Origin of the sequence: Curtobacterium sp. MCJR17_055 (assembly GCF_003224335.1) — a bacterium.
Taxonomy (GTDB): Bacteria; Actinomycetota; Actinomycetes; order Actinomycetales; family Microbacteriaceae; genus Curtobacterium.
This window is the reverse complement of sequence record NZ_QKLF01000001.1, coordinates 428381-443904: the sequence shown is the minus strand read 5'-3', so window position 1 is coordinate 443904 and position 15524 is coordinate 428381. Positions and strand designations below refer to the sequence as shown.

Annotated in this window: 14 protein-coding genes; 9 read left to right on the top strand and 5 right to left on the bottom strand. The window is 72.6% G+C overall.

Translation table 11 applies throughout. The features are described from left to right. Window positions 1-18: 18 nt before the first annotated feature. Entirely contained in the window at window positions 19-873 is an 855-nt protein-coding gene (locus tag DEJ16_RS15895) for a response regulator transcription factor (protein WP_181419414.1), read from the bottom strand. Then, entirely contained in the window at window positions 870-2288 is a 1419-nt protein-coding gene (locus DEJ16_RS02050) for a sensor histidine kinase (RefSeq protein WP_110823598.1), read from the bottom strand. The genes DEJ16_RS15895 and DEJ16_RS02050 overlap by 4 nt, the downstream gene beginning before the upstream one ends. Before the next feature lie 226 nt (window positions 2289-2514). On the opposite strand from DEJ16_RS02050, the gene DEJ16_RS02045 reads away from it, so the two are divergent. The 3 genes from DEJ16_RS02045 to DEJ16_RS02035 are packed head-to-tail and all read left to right on the top strand — an operon-like array spanning window position 2515 to window position 5650. Then, the gene (locus DEJ16_RS02045) at window positions 2515-3834 is read left to right on the top strand and encodes an ABC transporter substrate-binding protein (protein ID WP_110823599.1); all 1320 of its coding nucleotides are present in this window, start codon (window positions 2515-2517) and stop codon (window positions 3832-3834) included. Continuing rightward, complete coding sequence (locus tag DEJ16_RS02040) at window positions 3831-4802, top strand: carbohydrate ABC transporter permease (protein ID WP_181419413.1); 972 nt, start codon at window positions 3831-3833, stop codon at window positions 4800-4802. The genes DEJ16_RS02045 and DEJ16_RS02040 overlap by 4 nt, the downstream gene beginning before the upstream one ends. Continuing rightward, window positions 4802-5650: a carbohydrate ABC transporter permease gene (locus DEJ16_RS02035; RefSeq protein WP_110823600.1), complete on the top strand. Its 849-nt coding sequence runs from the start codon at window positions 4802-4804 to the stop codon at window positions 5648-5650. The genes DEJ16_RS02040 and DEJ16_RS02035 overlap by 1 nt, the downstream gene beginning before the upstream one ends. A 94-nt stretch (window positions 5651-5744) precedes the next feature. On the opposite strand, the gene DEJ16_RS15625 is transcribed toward DEJ16_RS02035, so the two are convergent. Beyond that, a complete protein-coding gene (locus tag DEJ16_RS15625) occupies window positions 5745-5894 on the bottom strand; it encodes a hypothetical protein (protein ID WP_181419412.1) in 150 nt (49 codons plus the stop codon). Window positions 5895-6058: 164 nt separating this feature from the next. Beyond that, window positions 6059-6508, bottom strand: coding sequence for a MarR family winged helix-turn-helix transcriptional regulator (locus tag DEJ16_RS02030; protein ID WP_110823601.1), 450 nt, complete (start codon window positions 6506-6508; stop codon window positions 6059-6061). Between the two features lie 101 nt (window positions 6509-6609). On the opposite strand from DEJ16_RS02030, the gene DEJ16_RS02025 reads away from it, so the two are divergent. The 6 genes from DEJ16_RS02025 to DEJ16_RS02000 all read left to right on the top strand — a co-directional run bounded on the left by DEJ16_RS02025 (window position 6610) and on the right by DEJ16_RS02000 (window position 13928). Beyond that, complete coding sequence (locus DEJ16_RS02025) at window positions 6610-7596, top strand: AraC family transcriptional regulator (protein WP_110823602.1); 987 nt, start codon at window positions 6610-6612, stop codon at window positions 7594-7596. Between the two features lie 62 nt (window positions 7597-7658). Continuing rightward, entirely contained in the window at window positions 7659-9062 is a 1404-nt protein-coding gene (locus DEJ16_RS02020) for an MFS transporter (RefSeq protein ID WP_110823603.1), read from the top strand. Between the two features lie 114 nt (window positions 9063-9176). After that, window positions 9177-10403 carry a zinc-dependent alcohol dehydrogenase gene (locus DEJ16_RS02015; protein WP_110823604.1) on the top strand — a complete coding sequence of 409 codons (1227 nt, stop codon included), beginning with the start codon at window positions 9177-9179 and terminating at the stop codon, window positions 10401-10403. A gap of 210 nt (window positions 10404-10613) precedes the next feature. After that, window positions 10614-12041 carry a bifunctional UDP-N-acetylglucosamine diphosphorylase/glucosamine-1-phosphate N-acetyltransferase GlmU gene (glmU, locus tag DEJ16_RS02010; RefSeq protein WP_110823605.1) on the top strand — a complete coding sequence of 476 codons (1428 nt, stop codon included), beginning with the start codon at window positions 10614-10616 and terminating at the stop codon, window positions 12039-12041. Between the two features lie 113 nt (window positions 12042-12154). Next, window positions 12155-13132, top strand: coding sequence for a ribose-phosphate diphosphokinase (locus DEJ16_RS02005; RefSeq protein WP_110823606.1), 978 nt, complete (start codon window positions 12155-12157; stop codon window positions 13130-13132). 22 nt (window positions 13133-13154) lie between these two features. Beyond that, window positions 13155-13928 (top strand): putative protein N(5)-glutamine methyltransferase, encoded by a 774-nt coding sequence (locus DEJ16_RS02000; protein WP_110823975.1) that lies wholly within the window; start codon window positions 13155-13157, stop codon window positions 13926-13928. Between the two features lie 16 nt (window positions 13929-13944). On the opposite strand, the gene DEJ16_RS01995 is transcribed toward DEJ16_RS02000, so the two are convergent. Beyond that, window positions 13945-15522: a molybdopterin-dependent oxidoreductase gene (locus DEJ16_RS01995; RefSeq protein WP_110823976.1), complete on the bottom strand. Its 1578-nt coding sequence runs from the start codon at window positions 15520-15522 to the stop codon at window positions 13945-13947. Window positions 15523-15524: the final 2 nt, after the last annotated feature.

Genomic DNA, 15524 nt, shown 5'->3' with positions numbered 1-15524 from the left:
GACGACGTCGGCGTGCGGTCACCAGCCGTCCCGGGCCCAGAGCGCGGCGCTCGTCCGGTCGGCGACACCGATGCGGCGGAACACGCTGCCGACGTGCACCTTCACGGTCCGTTCGGCGATCCCGAGCTCGGTGGCGATCTGCCGGTTCGACAGGCCACGGGCCAGACGGACCAGCACGTCACGCTCCCGCGGCGGCAGGTCGGGTGCGTCCCGGTCCGCCGCACCACGGAACGGACCACCGGCATCGTGCCGGTCCGGACCGTCGGCGCGGCCGCGCACCGGACCGCCGCCGTCGGATCGGACCGCGCCGCCGGTGCCCGCCGGGACGCCGCTGCCGGCACCGGCGTGACCGTCTGCGCTCGCGAGACCGGCGGCACCCGCGTGGCGGTCGGCACCCGCGTGGCCGTCGGCACCCGCGTGGCCGACGGCATCCGCGTGGCCGTCGGAATCCGCGTGCCGGTCGGCCCCGCGGGGCAGGAGGCTCCGGGCCACCCGCGGGTCGATCGGCACCTCGTCCCGCGCCGTCGCCTGCACCGCCCGGACCACGTCGTCGGGGTCGGCGTCCTTGAGCAGGTAGCCGGTCGCGCCGGCCGCCAGCGCGGCGCGGACCCGGGCGTCGTCGGCGAACGTCGTGAGCACGAGCACCCGGGCCGTGGGCACGCGCTCCCGCAGCGCGGCCGTGGCGGCGACCCCGCCCGCGCCCGGCATCGACAGGTCCATCACCACGACGTCCGGCTGCAGGGTCTCCGCCAGGTCGACCGCGGCCTCGCCCGTGGCGGCCTCACCGACCACCGTGCAGTCCGCCGTCGTGTCGAGCACCGCCCGCAGGCCGTTGCGGACGAGCGCGTGGTCGTCGACGAGCAGCACCCTCACCACCGGTCGGCCTCCGCCGGCAGGCTGAGCTCCCACGTGGTGCCGGCACCCGGAGCGGTCCGCAGGTGCAGCGACCCGCCGGAGTCCTCGGCCACCTGCCGGAGCAGCGTCGTGCCGAGGTGTCCCTCCCGCCGCGCGCTGAGGACCGTCACCGGGTCGAATCCCGTCCCGTCGTCGGTCACGCGGACCGACAGGTCACCGTCCCGCCGTCGGACGACGACCTCGACCCGCGAGGCCCCGGCGTGCCGCACCGTGTTGGCCACTGCCTCCCGCACGAACCGCACCACCGCGGTCAGGGCGGCCGGTGGGGCGTCCACCCGGTCCGGCACGTCGAGGACGGTGGCGATGCCGGAGGCGTGGGCGCGCGCGGTGGCGTCGGCGAGCGCGGCACCGAGCCCGTCCCGGTCGGGGGCTGCCGGCTGCACCGCCGACATCAGCGAGCGCAGGGCGGACACCGCTCCGCGGAGGGTCGACGCGGCGGCGTCGAGCGCCGTGGCGGTCGGACCCGTCGCTCCCCGCGCGACCGCGCCGAGCGAGAACGCGAGCCCGGCGACGTCCTGGACCGGTCCGTCGTGCAGGTCCGCGGCGATGCGTCGGCGCTCGGCGGTCTCGGCGTCGAGCGCGCGGACGAGCAGCCGTTCGCGGTCCCGCTGGCCCGAGCGCAGGCGGAGCAGCAGCCACAGGAGCACCGGCAGGAGCAGCCCGATCACGACGGCGACCGTGCCGAACGCGAGTGCCGCGAACGCCGAACGGAGCGACGCGGAACTCGCCAGCACGTCGTCGTACGGGTAGTAGACCTCGAGCAGCAGCGGGTCGCCGGAGGGGACGTGGACCGCCTGGTACGCCTCGAGGAGCGGCCCCTGCCCCCGCTCGTAGCGGTTCTCGGGTGCGCTCAGGTCGGACACCTCGGCGTCGGACCGGTCCTCGGCGAGTGCTTCGAGGTCCTCGTCGGACAGCGTGAACCGTTCACCCGTGAGCCGGGGTTCGTCCGACCAGAGCACGGTCCCGTCCGGTGCCCAGAGCTTGACGCGGACGGCGGCGCTCGCCGCGGTGGCACGGCGCACGGCCCGGTCGAGGGCCTCCACCGCCTCCCGGTGTGCGGTGGTGTCGGCCTGCGGGTCGACGATCGCGTCGCGGAGCGCGGGTTCGACGACGGACCGTGCGACGGCCGCGGTGTCGCGGGTGGCGTCCTCGACGGCGAAGCGTTCCGCTGTCCGCTGCGAGACGAGCGTCCCGGCAGCGGCGACCGCGGCACCGCCGAGCACCGCCGCGAGCACGACGCCCACCAGGACCCGACGCCACGGGGTCGCGCGGACCGGGCGTCGCCGCGGGTCAGGGGGCACGACGACCACGGCCCTCGGTGCGCGCTCGGCGTCGCCGTCGGGCGCTGGCTCCGTCGTCCGTGGTCCGCGCACCCGGTCACCGTAACCGCTGCGCGGTGTCCGGTACGGCTCCGGCGGGCGTCGGCGCGCGCGGCGGACGAGACCGGCTCGTCGAGACCGGCCGGAGCGGAGGAGCGTGACCCTCGTGCTCGGCGGACTCCCAGGCGCGGTGCGGTGGTCAGGGGTTGAGTGGCCTCACAGCTTCGCGCGCCCGCTCAGACGGAGGCCGGGGGTGCGGACCGGACGTCGAGGAGGACGGATGGACATCGACCGCAGGCTGTTCCTGCTCGGAGGCACGGGGGTGCTGCTGCTGGCCGGCTGCTCCACGCGCCCCGAGCGGACCGAGGTCGCCGACTGGCCGACCGACCCGCCGGAGGGACCGGCGACCATCAGCTGGTGGGCCGGGCAGGTGGCGTCGAAGGACGGTGGGGACCTCCGACGGCGACTGATCGCCGAGTTCCAGAAGGAGCACCCCGACATCCGCGTGCGGATCGTCAGCGCCCCGAGCGACACCGACACGAACCGGACGTCGCTGACGACGCAGATCGCAGCCGGGTCGCCGACGCCGGACGTGTACCTGGGCGATGTCGCCTGGCCCGGGCAGTTCGCGAAGAACAAGCTCGCGACGCCGGTGAACACGCTGGTGGGGGAGGACTTCTTCGAGCAGTTCCCCGAGGGGCTCCGGCTCGCCGCCAGTGTCGACGGCACGTACTACATGTTCCCGCTCTACATCGACGAGTCGTTCTTCCTGTACCGCAAGGACCTGCTCGACAAGCACGGCTTCCAGGTACCCGGGTCGTGGGAGGAGGTCCGCGACACCGCGGCGAAGCTCGTCGACACCGGGGACGTCTCGTACGGGTTCGCGTTCCAGGGCGACGTGTACGAGGGCCTGACCTGCAACGTCACCGAGTTCGTCGCCGACGCCGGTGGCTCGCTGCTCGACGACGGCCTCGAGAACGCGACGACGACGAGTTCCGAGACCCGGCGGGCGTTCGAGTTCATGCGCTCGCTCGTCACCTCCGGCGCGAGCCCGCGTGCGACGCTCACGTACCAGGAGCAGGACACGAACGACGCCTTCTCGGGCGGTCGTGCCGCGTTCCTCCGGAACTGGTCGTACGCGTGGGGCATCGCGAACGGCCCGGACAGCGCCGTCCAGGGCAAGGTCGGGCTCGCCGCCCGCCCGACGTTCGACGGGATGGAGGACCACCACTCGACGATCGGCGGTTGGGGGAACTACATCAACCCGCACACCCAGCAGCCCGCAGCCGCCCTCACGTTCGCCCGCTGGATGTCGAGCGAGACGGCGCAGCAGTTCCTCACCCGCGAGGGCGGGGTCCTGCCGGCCCGGTCCGCGTCGCTCGTCAGCGCGGACGCGAAGCGGCAGCAGCGCCCGACGTACGACACCGCAGCGGGCATCACGCTCGTGCCGCGTCCGACCTCGACCGCCTACTACCCGAAGGTCTCGCAGGGCGTCTACCAGAACGGCAACGGCATCCTCGGCGGGCAGCGCACCGTCGACGGCGGGACGCGCGCGATGGCCGACGCCATCGACCTCGCGCTCCGGGGAGCGGCGCTGTGAGCGCCGCGACCGGCGTCCGGACGTCGACCCGACCGGGAGGCCCGACCCGCCCCGACCCCGTCGTTCGCCGGAGCGGACGGAACCGTCTCGACCGCCTGCGTGCCCGGAGCGCCTGGGGCTTCGCCGCCCCGGCCCTCTTGGTCGTCGCGGCGGTGACGATCTTCCCGGTCGTCTACTCGATCGTCCTCAGCTTCGCGGACGTCGAGATCGGCTACGACGGCTTCGCGATCCAGGGCTTCGGGTTCGACAACTACGCGGCCCTGGTGCAGAGCGCGGACTGGTACCGGGCGCTCGGCTTCACGTTCCTGTACACGATCGTCACGGTGTTCGTGGAGCTCGTGCTCGGCATGCTCGTCGCGCTCGTGCTCGAGCGGCTCGGGGCGACCCGGGGCTGGATGCTCGCGCTCATGCTCGTCCCGTGGTCGCTCGTGACCATCGTCAACGCCCAGCTGTGGAAGTACGTCTACGACTCCACGTACGGGGTGGCGACCTGGTTCTTCGCCCTGTTCGGGGAGGCGCCGGTGATCCTCGGCGAGCCCGTCCCGGCCATCACCGGACTCATGGTGGCCGACATCTGGAAGACGACGCCGTTCGTCGCGATCATCCTGCTCGCGGGCCTGGTGCAGATCTCCGAGGACCACTACGAGGCCGCGGAGCTCGACGGCGCCAACGGCTGGCAGACGTTCTGGCGCGTGGTGCTGCCGCAACTCGCCCCGACCCTGACGATCGCGGTGCTGTTCCGCATCCTGCAGGCGTTCGGCGTCTTCGACCTGCCCTTCGTGCTGACGAACGGCGGCCCCGGGACGAGCACCCAGTCGCTCGCGATCATGGGCTACAAGGTGCTCTTCCAGGACATCAACATCGGGCCGGGAGCGGCGATCGCGACGAGCACCGCGCTCATCGTGGCCGCCGGCTGTCTGCTCTTCCTCCGGGCCTTCCGGAACCAGGCGAAGGGAGGCGAGGCCTGATGCCCCGTCAACGGATCCGCAAGGGCTGGCGGCGGTGGGTCAACACCGTCAACGTCAGCGCCGTCGTCATCGCCGTCGTCACCGCGTTGCCGCTGTACTGGCTCGTGACGACGTCGTTCAAGCCGTCCTCCGAGATCGCGCAGTCCCCGCCGACCGCCTTCCCGATGTCGTTCACGCTCGACAACTTCGTCGTGGCCTTCCGGGACAACGCGCTCGGGCAGTACATGGTGAACAGCATCATCGTGTCGGTGTCCACGACCGTGATCGTGCTCGCGCTCGCGTTCCTGGCCGGGTACGCGCTCGCCGGCCGGTGGATCCGTGGACGCACCGCGATCATGACGTCGCTGCTCATGTTGTCGGTGTTCCCGGCGATCGCGGTGCTCACCCCGCTGTACCTGCTCGAACGGAACCTGGGACTGCTCAACTCGTACCCCGGGCTGATCGTGCCGTACGTGGCGTTCAACCTGCCGTTCGCCATCTGGATCATGCGGAACTACCTGCAGGGCATCCCGTCGACGATCGAGGAGGCCTCCGAGATCGACGGCGCCGGTGCCTGGCGGACGGTGCTCTCCGTGATCCTGCCGATGGCGAAGCCCGGGTTGTTCACCGTCGGGGTCTTCACCTTCACCGCGTCGTGGAGCGAGTTCCTCATGGCGCTCACCTTCAACAGCGAGAACTCGCTGCGGACGATCCCGGTCGGCATCGCGCTGTTCGGGACCCAGTTCACGGTGCCGTTCGCGCAGATCTTCGCGGCGAGCGTGGCGGCGACGGTGCCGATCGTCATCCTCGTGCTCGTGTTCCGCCGGTCGATCGTCTCCGGGCTCACGTCCGGCGCGGTGAAGGGCTGAGCGGCCGCACACACGACGGGAGGCCCGTGGCGATCCCGCCACGGGCCTCCCGTCGTGTGCCAGCGCGACGCGCTGCCGCGTCGACGACGGTGTGTCAGCGCTGCTTCGTCGTGCCGACGAAGAGGTCGTCGAACAACCCCTGGTCGTCGGTCGGCTGCTCGCCGTGCTTCCAGCGGCGGCGCAGACGGCGGATGGTGGTGATGCGCACCGGGTCGACGCCCGGCTCGGACTCGTACATGCCCATGGTGTCCCTTCCCGTCGGACATGACCCCCTTGCGAGGGGTCCTGATCGTCACCGACGGTACGACGGTGGACGGGAGCACGTCCGGGCGAACGGGGAGGTCGCCGACCCATCCGCGCTGCGCGGACAAACCCCCCAGCGACGATCCGACCGGCCCATACCCTGCACTACGACGCGGGTGGCACCCCGTCGTCGAGCGCCCCGGCGATCAGGTCCACGATGCGGACGAGGCGTCGACGCTCGCGTTCCGAGAAGGAGGACAGGAGTTCGTGCAACTGCTCGTTGGTGCTCGCCAGCGCCGCTGCGAAGACCTCCTCGTGACCGGGTGTGAGCTCGATGAAGCGGCTCCGACCGTCCTCCGGGTTCGGCACCCGTCGCAGGACGCCCTGCCGTGCCAGCCGGTCGACGAGACCGGTCACCGCGGGGCCCGTCAGCCCCAGGTGCACGCTGAGGTCCTTCACGCGGACCGACCGTCCGGCCGTCTTCGCGCGCCACACGTACCGCACGACCAGCAGGTCCGTGCCGGTGATGCCGGTCCGGTCGCGCAGACGGTCGCGCAGCGAGATCGAGGAGTGCTCGAGCCGGGCCAGGGCGCCCATGACGTCGAGTTCACTCACGGGCTCGCCTCCTCGACGTGCAGCCGCGCGCGGGTCGGCTCCGCGCGTTCGGGCTCACCCTATCCGGACGGTGGTCTCGTCCGGTCCGGTCGGGTGACCCGGTGAGCGCGCCGACGTCCTCAGATGGTCCGGGCGACGAGCAGTCCGTCACGCCGGTCCGGTTCGAGGTCGCCGGGACCGAACCGGAGGCGGCCGTCCGCGACCTCGCCGGCATCTACGCCGGCAAGCAGTGGTTGTCCCGCCGGACAGAGGGCGAGTACTCGTACCGCTACACGGCCGTCGGGGACTCGGAGGTGTCGATGCGCCGGTCGACCATGAACGGCTTCCTCCGCGGCGCCTCCACCCCGGGCAACGAGCTGGTGATGGGGTGGCTCACGTCGGGCTCCGGCGTCCCCGACACCCTGCGCGACCGCGTCCCGCTCCGCATCGGGCAGCCGACGCTGTTCGCCGCGCACCGCGAGGTCGTGTTCGTGGCCGCCGACTACGACCAGCAGCTCGTGCACCTGGATCGTCGGTTCGTCCGCGAGGTCGCCTCGGAACGGTTCGACGTGGGCACCCGCGACCTGCGGTTCGACCACCTGCGACCGACCGAGAGCGCGGCCGTCCGGCACTGGCGCGACTCGCTCGGCGCGCTCTCCCGCGCGCTGCGCGAGGGCGGGACCGACTCGCTCGTGTGGCACGAGGCGAAGCGGCAGACGGCCGACGCCTTCCTCCGGGTCGTCCCGCCGCAGCTCGACCGCCTCCCCGCCGAGCTGCTGCACCCGCGGCAGGCGAAGCTCCGGGCCGCCGTCGAGTACGTCCACGCCCACCCCGAGGACCCGATCACCATCGCGGAGCTGGCGCGGGTCGCGGGGTTGAGCGTGCGCAGCGTGCAGGAGTCCTTCCGCCGGACCCTCGGTGTCTCGCCCCTGACCTACCTGCGGCAGGTACGGCTCGACCGCGTGCACGACGAACTGCTCGCCCGCGACCCGCGGACGGCCTCGGTCGGTGAGGTCGCGACCCGGTGGGGCTTCGCGCACCTCGGACGCTTCTCCGCGGCCTACGCGGAGCGGTTCGGCGAGTACCCCAAGCAGACGCTCCGACGGTGACCTGCTGACCCGGAGCGGCACGGGTTCCCCGGCAGGACACCGGGACGCGCTACGGTTCCGCCATGACCGGTACGCCGACGACCGCCGCGGCCCCGCCGACCACGGCAGGACGACGGGCACTCGTGTCCTGGGCGCTCTGGGACTGGGGCTCCGCCGCCTTCAACGCCGTCGTCACGACGTTCGTCTTCAGCACCTACCTGGCGAGCCGGGCCTTCGTGGACCCGGCACTGGTCGCCGCCGAGGACTCGACCGGTGCAGCAGCCGCCGCCGTCGAGCGGGAGCTCGCCCACAACGCCGCCGTCGTCTCGACGGCGTTGACCGTCGCGGGCATCCTGGTCGCCCTCGTCGCCCCCGCCGTCGGGCGGCTGGCCGACACGTCCGGGCACCGCAGGCGGTCGGTGCTCATCGCGACGGTCGGTGTCTTCTTCGCCATCGTCGGCATGGTGTTCGTCGCCCCGGAGCAGCCGTACCTGGTGCTCGGCGCCGCGCTCATCGGCATCGGGACGGTCGCGTACGAGATCGCCTGTGTCGGGTACAACGCGATGCTCGGGCAGGTCGCCACCGGACCGAAGACCGGCCGGGTCTCCGCGATCGGCTGGGCCGCCGGGTACTTCGGCGGGATCGTGCTCCTCGTCGTCCTGCTCCTGCTCTGCATCCAGGACTTCGGCGTGGACGGCCGCGGTGGGCTCCTGCAGCTCCCGGCGACGGTCGCGGGCGGGCAGTGGGACGTGCGCGTCGCGATCGGGATCGCCGCGGTCTGGCTCGCCGTCAGCTCGGTCCCGCTCTTCCTCGCCGTTCCCGAGGCACCCGCCGACCCGAGCCGCCGCGGGTCGCTCTGGACCGCCTACGCGGACCTCGGGCGGGACGTCGCCCGGCTCTGGCGGACGCGGCGCAACGTGCTCGCGTTCCTGCTCGCGAGTGCGGTGTTCCGCGACGGCGTCGGCGCGGTGTTCACGTTCGGCGGGATCATCGCCGCCCAGGTCTTCGGCTTCAGCCCGTCCGAGGTCATCCTGTTCGCGATCGTCGCGAACGTCGTCGCGGGCATCTCGACCGTGCTCTCCGGCCGACTCGACGACCGGTTCGGGTCCCGTCCGCTCATCATGGTGTCGCTCGTGGGGCTGGCCCTGACCGGTACCGCAGTGCTCTTCGCCGGCTCCGCGCAGGTCTCGTTCTGGGTGCTCGGTCTCGCGCTCTGCGTGTTCGTCGGGCCGGTGCAGTCGTCCTCCCGGGCGTACCTGGCCAAGCTCGCGACGCCCGGTCGTGAAGGAGAGCTGTTCGGCCTCTACGCCACCACCGGCCGCGCGGCCTCGTTCATCGCGCCGGCGCTGTTCGGCCTCGCCGTGACCGTCGGCGGGTCGACCCGGTACGGGATCCTCGGGGTGGTCGTGGTGCTCGTCGCCGGGCTCGTGCTCATGGCGTTCGTGCGCGACGAGACCCGGCCCGCCAGCCGGGGCGCCGCCGCCTGACGGAGGCGGGGAGGGCCTCCCGGCCGCCGCCTGCCCGCGGGTCCTGCTGCCCTCGACGACCACCGAGACCGCCGCGCGTACCGTCCGGGTCGACGACCCACGAGGAGGAACCCCATGAAGGCAGTTGTCTGGCACGGCATCGGCGACATCCGGCTCGACGAGGTCCCGGAGCCCACGATCCAGGACCCGCACGACGCGATCGTGCACATCACCCGCTCGGCGATCTGCGGTACCGACCTGCACTTCGTCCGCGGCACCATGGCCCCGATGCAGGAGGGCACGATCCTCGGTCACGAGGCCGTCGGCGTCGTCACCAGCGTCGGCGACGCCGTCCGTGGCTTCAGCGCCGGCGACCGCGTCGTGATCAACTCGACGATCTCGTGCGGTGCGTGCCGGTACTGCCGGATGGGACAGACCGCGCAGTGCGACGTCGCGAACCCGAACGGCCCGCAGGCGGGGACGAGCTTCTTCGGCGGCCCCGAGTCGACCGGTCCCGTGAACGGTCTGCAGGCCGAGTACGTCCGGGTCCCGTGGGCGCAGAACACCATGCACCCGCTGCCGGAGAACGTGAGCGACGAGCAGGCCATCCTGCTCTCCGACATCTTCCCGACCGGGTGGTTCGGTGCCGAACTCGCCGGCGTCACCCGCGGCGACGTCGTCGTGGTGTTCGGCGCGGGCATCGTCGGGCAGTTCGCCGCGGCGTCCGCGTTCAAGCAGGGCGCCGGGCGCGTGATCGTCGTCGACGGCGAGGAGACCCGGCTCGCCGCCGCGCTCGCGCAGAACTGCGAGGTCGTCGACTACAACCGCGAGGACCCGGTGCAGGCGATCATGGACCTGACGAACGGGATCGGCGCCGACGCCGTCATCGACGCGGTCGGGGTCGACGCCGAGCGCCCGAAGCGGGGCCCGGCAGCGGTGTCCGACGAGCAGGCGGCCGCGTTCGACGCCGAGGTCGCCCAGGTCGCGCCCGACGCCTCCCCGGACGGGTTCGGCGAGGCGCAGCAGTGGAAGCCGGGTGACGGCCCGTCGCAGGTCGCGCAGTGGGCGGTCGCGTGCGTGGCGAAGTACGGCCGGATCGGGATCATCGGTGTGTACGGGCCGACCGCGCAGTCGTACCCGATCGGCGAGGCGATGAACAAGAACCTCACGATCCGGATGGGCAACTGCGACCACCACTCGGTCACGCCGCCGCTCATCGACATGGTCGCAGCGGGCCAGTTCGACCCGACCGCGCTCATCACCGAGCACGAGGGCATCGGGTCCGCGATCGAGGCGTACGAGGCCTTCGACCGTCGCGAGCCGGGCTGGATCAAGGTGGAGCTGTCGGACACGTCCGCCTGACGGCGGTCCACACGCACGCGCGGACCGCGCTCGCGGACCGCGCGCACGGCTCGGCCTGGAGGCCCGGCACCGGTCAGACGGCCGGTGCCGGGCCTCCAGGCGCTCGCGGTGCGTCGGCGGGCTCCTCCACGGACTTGTTGCGGCGCGGAGTTCCGCACAGATGCCCGCGACGGTCGGACGCCGGGGGAGCGGTGCGCCAGGATGGGACGCATGACCGACCAGCGGATCGCCGTCGTCGTCCTCGCCGCCGGGCAGGGCACGCGCATGAAGTCCTCGCTCCCCAAGGTGCTGCACCGGCTCGCCGGGCTGCCCCTCATCGCCCACGTGCTCCGGACCGCCGAGTCCCTGTCGCCCGAGCACGTCGCCGTGGTCGTGCGGCACGAGCGTGAGCGCGTCGCCGCGGAGATCACCGAGCGTGCCCCCGACGCCCTCGTCGTGGACCAGGACGACGTCCCCGGGACCGGTCGGGCGGTGGAGGTCGCGGTCGACGCGCTCCCGGCCGACTTCGACGGCGTCGTCGTGGTGCTCTCCGGCGACGTCCCGCTGCTCGACGCGCAGAGCCTCCGCGGACTGGTCGAGGCGCACGCGAGCCAGTCGAACGCGGTCACCTTCGTCAGCGCCATCCAGGACGACCCGACCGGGCTCGGCCGGATCCTGCGCGACGCCTCCGGCGCCTTCACCGGTGTCGTCGAGCACAAGGACGCGACAGACGAGCAGCGTGCCGTCACCGAGACCAACGCCGGCATCTACGCGTTCGACGTCACCCACCTGCGCGCGGTGCTGCCGTCGCTGACGACGGAGAACGCACAGGGCGAGAAGTACATCACCGACGTGCCCGCGCTCATCGCCGCCCGCGGGGGACGGGTGGACGTCGTCACCCTGACCGACCCGTGGCTCGTGGCCGGGATCAACGACCGGGCGCAGCTGTCGGATGCGGCACGGGAGCTGAACGCGCGGATCGTCCGTCGGCACCAGCTCGCCGGCGTCACGGTGCAGGACCCCGCGTCGACGTGGATCGACCTCGACGTGTCCATCGAGCCCGACGCCGAGCTCCTGCCCGGCACGCAGCTGCTCGGAGCGACGGCGATCGCGGCCGGCGCCGTCGTCGGACCGGGCACCACGCTCCGGGACACCGAGGTCGGCGCCGGCGCCACCGTCAACCGGGTCGACGCCACGCTCGCGGTCATCGGGGACGGCGCCTCCGTCGGGCCGTTCGCCTACCTGCGGCCGGGCACGGTCCTCGGCGACCGCGGCAAGATCGGTACCTTCGTCGAGACGAAGAACGCCGTGATCGGTCGCGGCAGCAAGGTCCCGCACCTGTCCTACATCGGCGACACCGAGGTGGGCGAGGACTCCAACATCGGCGCGGCCACCATCACGGCGAACTACGACGGCGTGCACAAGCACCGCACCGTCGTCGGGTCGGACGTCCGCACCGGGTCGCACAACGTGTTCGTCGCCCCGGTTAGGATTGGTGACGGGGCGTACACCGGTGCAGGCACGACCGTCCGCAAGGACGTGCCGGCCGGGTCGCTCGCGATCAGCTACGCCCCACAGCGCAACACCGAGGGATGGGTCGAGGAGAACCGACCCGGTACCCCGGCGGCCGAGGCAGCTCGGCGCGCGCGAGGCGAGTGACACCTTCGACGGTCCCTGCGGCCGTCAGCGGTGGGCCCCGATCGGAGCCCAGGACATCGGCCCCGGCGGGGTCAGATCGGCCCCCTCTCGGGGTCAGGGAGTGAGCACCACACGTGTCCGGAATCAAGACAACCGGCCAGAAGCGACTCGTCCTGGTGGCCGGGCGAGCGCACCCGGAACTGTCGAAGGCGATCGCGGAAGAGCTCGGTGTCGACCTCGTCCCGACCGACGCCCGGACCTTCGCCAACGGTGAGCTCTACGCCCGCTTCGACGAGTCGGTCCGCGGATGCGACGCCTTCGTCATCCAGTCGCACACCGCCCCGATCAACGAGTGGCTCATGGAGCAGCTCATCATGGTCGACGCGCTCAAGCGTGCCTCGGCCAAGCGCATCACCGTCGTGGCGCCGTTCTACCCGTACGCCCGCCAGGACAAGAAGGGCCGTGGGCGTGAGCCGATCTCGGCCCGTCTGGTCGCCGACCTGTTCAAGGCCGCGGGTGCGCACCGCATCATGAGCGTCGACCTGCACGCGCCGCAGATCCAGGGCTTCTTCGACGGTCCCGTCGACCACCTGTTCGCCATGCCCGTGCTGCTCGAGCGCTTCAAGGAGATGCTCGACCCGGAGACCCTCACCGTCGTCTCGCCGGACATGGGGCGCGTCCGCGTCGCCGACATCTGGTCCGAGAAGCTCGGGGCTCCGCTGGCGATCATCCACAAGCGCCGTGACCCGCTCGTGCCGAACCAGGTCTCCGTGCACGAGATCGTCGGTGACGTCTCCGGTCGCTGGTGCCTGCTCGTCGACGACCTCATCGACACCGGGCGCACCATCGCGAAGGCCGCCGAGGCACTCAAGGCCAACGGTGCCAAGGGCGTCGTCGTCGCCGCCACCCACGCGGTGTTCTCCGACCCGGCCACGGAGCTGCTGCAGAGCGAGTTCATCGACCGCGTCGTCGTGACCGACACCCTGCCGCTGCCGCCCGAGAAGCGCTGGGACAAGCTCGAGGTGCTGCCGATCGCGCCGCTCATCGCCCGGGCCATCCACGAGGTGTTCGACGACGGCTCGGTGACGTCGATGTTCGACGGCGCCGCCTGAGCGCTCACGTCCGACGGTGGCACTGACCGCGCGGGACGCCCTCGCCGCCCGACTCCGGTCGGGCGGGAGCGTGTTCGCTGAGGACGAGGCGGACCTGCTCCTCGCGGCCGGTGACGGCGACGCGGTCCGGCTCCGCGGCCTGGTGCAGCGTCGCCTGGCGGGGGAGCCCCTCGAGTACGTCCTCGGCTGGGCGGCGTTCGACGGGCACCGCGTCCGCGTCACACCGGGCGTCTTCGTGCCACGGGCGCGGACCAGGGTCGTCGTCACGGAGGCAGCCCGACGGCTCCGACGGTACGACCGTGTCGTCGACCTGTGTTGCGGAGCGGGAGCCGTCGCGATGGCGCTGCTGGAACGCGTCGGGGCGCTCGACCTCGTCGCTGCCGACATCGACCCCGACGCCACCGAGGTGGCCGCGGAGAACCTCGGCGACCGCGGCATCGTCGTGACCGGGAACCTGTTCGACCCGCTGCCCACCCGGTTCCGCGGTGCGGTGGACGTGCTCGCCGTGAACGCCCCGTACGTCCCGACCGACGCCATCGCGACCATGCCGCCCGAAGCGCGCGACCACGAGCACCGGGTCGCACTCGACGGCGGCGCCGACGGGCTCGACCTGCACCGGCGCATCGCTGCCGGCGCTGCTGACTGGGTGCGGCGCGGCGGGTCCGTGGTCATCGAGGTGTCGGCCGAGCAGGCGCCGGTGTCCGCGGAACTGTTCCGCACCGCGGGGTTCACGACCGATGTCGTGCGGGACGACGACGTCGACGGCACGTGCGTGGTGGCGACGCTCCCCGCCTGACCGCACGGGCCTCCCGTCAGGACGCCGTGATGGTGACCCCGTGCCACCCGGTCGCGCCGTTCGGTGCCGGCGGCCGCTGCACGCTCGTCTGCACCTCGCCGTCGGCACCGACGGCACGGACCTGGATCTCGTGCCGTCCCTTCGTCGCCGTCCACCGGAGCACCCACTGCCGCCACGTGTCGGCCGAGACCGAGTCCGCCAGTTCGGCGTCCTGCCAGTCGGCGTCCCCGACCTTGACCTGCACGGCCTTCACCCCGGTGTGCGGCTGCCACGCGACGCCCGCGATCGGGACCCGGTCGCCGACGGCCACCGTGACGCCGTCCACCGGGGTGTCGATCCGCGACTCGAGCTTCACCGGTCCCCGCTCCGACCAACCTCTCGGCGTCCAGTACCCCTGCGCCCGGGAGAACCGCGTCACCTCGAGCTCGGTCACCCACTTCGTCGCGGACACGTACCCGAACAGGCCGGGCACGACCAGCCGCGCCGGGAACCCGTGCTCGGCGGGCAGTGGGTCGCCGTTCATCCCGACGGCCAGGAGCGCGTCGGTCCCCTCGTCCTGGAGCACGTCGAGCGGGGTCCCCGCGGTGAAGCCGTCGATGCTGCGGGACAGCACCATGTCCGCTCCGGCTCGGGGGCGGGCGCGCGCCAACAGGGACCGGATCGGGTACCCGAGCCAGAGGGCGTTGCCGATCAGGTCGCCACCGACCTCGTTCGACACGCAGCTCAGGGTCGCCATGTGTTCCTCGAGCGGGAGCGCGAGCAGTTCGTCCCAGGTGAGCTCGACCTCCTCGTCGACCTCGCCCGTGATCGTCAGCGACCAGTCGGCGGGGTCGATGGCGGGGACGCGCAGCGCCGTGTCGATGCGGTAGAAGTCGGCGTTCGGCGTGACGTACGGTGTGATGCCCTCGACGTCCAGGCTCGCGCCGCTCGGGACGGGCGGGGCGGGCGTCGCCGGCTGCGGCAGGCGCACGGCTCGCCGGACGGCCGCTGCGGCCTGGAGCGAGGCCGAGCCGATCCGGGAGGCGCCGCCCACCACCACTGCGAGCGCTGCGCTGGTCACCGTCCAGCGGATGAAGGAGCGGCGTGCGACCGCACCAGCACCGCCGGGTCCGGCGGTCGGGACCGCGCGGGCGTCCTCCCAGCGGCGGAGACGCTGGAGCAGGAGCCGCAGCACCACCACCGCGGCGGCGATGCCGGCGACCGTCGGGGCGCCGTCGAGGGTGCCGCTGCCCGAACGAGTGGTGACGGCGAGGAGTGCGAGCACCCCGCCGGCGGCGAAGACGAGCGCGCCGTACGGCGGGTTCCGGCGTTCGAGGACACCGGCGCCGGCCGCCACCGCGACGAGGACGACGCTCATCAGGACGAACAGGGCCACCTTGTCGCCCGTCCCGAACAGCGACACCATGAGGTCCTTCGCCGCCGGGGGCGCGAGGTCGATGACGGCGGAGCCGACCGCGACGAGCGGACTGCCTGCGCCGCCCAGGACGAGCGCGCCCAGTTCGGCGACGGCGAGGAACGCGAGGACGGCGATGACGCCGACGAGCGCTGCGGCCCACCTGCGGTGCGGGAGGAGGCGCGGGTCTGGCTCGGTCACGA

What these genes read in the sequence shown, in the direction of transcription:
- DEJ16_RS15625 (WP_181419412.1), bottom strand. Translation starts at nt 5,894, where the DNA reads ATGGGCATGTACGAGTCCGAGCCGGGCGTCGACCCGGTGCGCATCACC.
- DEJ16_RS02015 (WP_110823604.1), top strand. Translation starts at nt 9,177, where the DNA reads ATGAAGGCAGTTGTCTGGCACGGCATCGGCGACATCCGGCTCGACGAG.
- DEJ16_RS02045 (WP_110823599.1), top strand. Translation starts at nt 2,515, where the DNA reads ATGGACATCGACCGCAGGCTGTTCCTGCTCGGAGGCACGGGGGTGCTG.
- DEJ16_RS02035 (WP_110823600.1), top strand. Translation starts at nt 4,802, where the DNA reads ATGCCCCGTCAACGGATCCGCAAGGGCTGGCGGCGGTGGGTCAACACC.
- DEJ16_RS02020 (WP_110823603.1), top strand. Translation starts at nt 7,659, where the DNA reads ATGACCGGTACGCCGACGACCGCCGCGGCCCCGCCGACCACGGCAGGA.
- glmU (WP_110823605.1), top strand. Translation starts at nt 10,614, where the DNA reads ATGACCGACCAGCGGATCGCCGTCGTCGTCCTCGCCGCCGGGCAGGGC.